This window comes from Neisseria sp. P0021.S006 (assembly GCF_051956895.1).
The window spans coordinates 1-1590 of record NZ_JBQCWZ010000299.1 but is presented as its reverse complement, the minus strand read 5'-3'; the positions used below and the strand labels follow the sequence as shown (position 1 = coordinate 1590).

At 48.9% G+C, this 1590-nt stretch carries 1 protein-coding gene; it reads left to right on the top strand.

Annotated features, from left to right (window positions below; all coding sequences use genetic code 11):
* Nucleotides 1–1590 (top strand): transglycosylase SLT domain-containing protein (locus ACTHUM_RS13525; RefSeq protein WP_440403116.1); only part of this gene is annotated, 1590 nt, incomplete at both ends.

Below are 1590 nucleotides of genomic sequence, written 5' to 3'. Positions count from 1 at the left end.
GAACTGGTTCGCCGCCATGAAAACAAATTTGCTGCAAACAGCGCATATTTCGACCGCACCATCTCCCGCAGCAAACCTTATATGTACCATATTGCCAATGAAGTTAAAAAACGCAATATGCCTGCTGAAATCGCTTTGCTGCCTTTCATTGAAAGCGCATTTGTAACCAAAGCCAAATCACACGTCGGCGCATCCGGCCTGTGGCAATTTATGCCGGCTACCGGCCGCCACTTCGGCTTGGAAAAAACGCCTTTGTATGACGGCCGCCACGACGTTTACGCTGCTACCGATGCCGCATTAAACTACCTGCAATACCTGCACAGTATGTTCGGCGACTGGTCTTTGGCCCTTGCCGCTTACAACTGGGGCGAAGGTAACGTCGGCCGTGCCGTAAACCGTGCCCGTGCGCAAGGTTTGGAACCAACATACGAAAACCTGCGTATGCCGAACGAAACACGCAACTACGTTCCCAAACTTTTGGCCGTCCGCAATATCGTCGCCAATCCGCAAACTTTCGGCATGAATATCAGCGAAATCAGCAATCAGCCGTATTTCAAATCTGTCAGCATCGACAAACCTATCGATAACAGCACAATCGCTCGCTTTGCAAACATCAGCGAAAGCGAACTGTTGGCACTCAACCCAGGTTTCAATGCCCCGGTATTTATCCCTAAAAATAATCGTCGTCTGTTATTACCGGTTTCTGCGGTTTCCGCATTTGAGAAGAACTACCGCAATGCCAATCCAGATACCCTGATGTCTTGGGATATTTATACTTCTTTGGGCAACAAAAAACTTAATGCCATCGCCAACGATACCGGCATGAGCGTAGCCGAACTCAAGCGCCTCAATGGCCTGAGCGGTAGCGCCATTTCTGAAGGCCGCAGCATTTTAGTGGCTAAAAACTCAGCTATCCAAAGCCAAGACATTATTAACTTTATTGACAAAGACAATACGCCGGATACTTACCAATCCAATATGCCGGCCATGTCTCCGATTATTGCTTCCAACGTAGCAGAACCGGTTAAAGTCGCTCAAACTACCGTGACCAATATTGTTGCACCTGTTGTTCCTCAGTCCACTAAACCGGTTGACTTTATTGCACACAGCAAAACTGAAAACGTTACTTCCGTAGCGATAACAGAAACCAAAGAGCAGCCTCAAGTTGCAAGTATAGAAATGACCGCCCCAGTTGTAGCCATGGTCCATACTGCTATTGAGCCTGCTACCACAAATGTTGCAGAAGCACCCAAAGCGGCTATCCCTGCCGACTTGACTGCACCGACTGTTGCCGCAAACGATGTAGCCCCTTCTCCAGCAGTTGAATCTGTTGCTGCTGCGCCGGTTCAAGAAGAGCATGATGACCTGATGGCTTTGGTACAAAGCCGACCTGCAGAGGAACCTGCAGCGACTGTTGCTGAAGCGACTCCTGAAACCAAACAAGTTCAAACTGTTGTCACCGCTGAAAACGCTCGTACAGAACGTATCGCAGCCAATACCGCTAAACAACAACAACGCATCAATGCGCGTCTTGCCCGTGTAAATGGCCAACAAAACACACAAACTGCAGCACTTGCAGCAGGTATACAC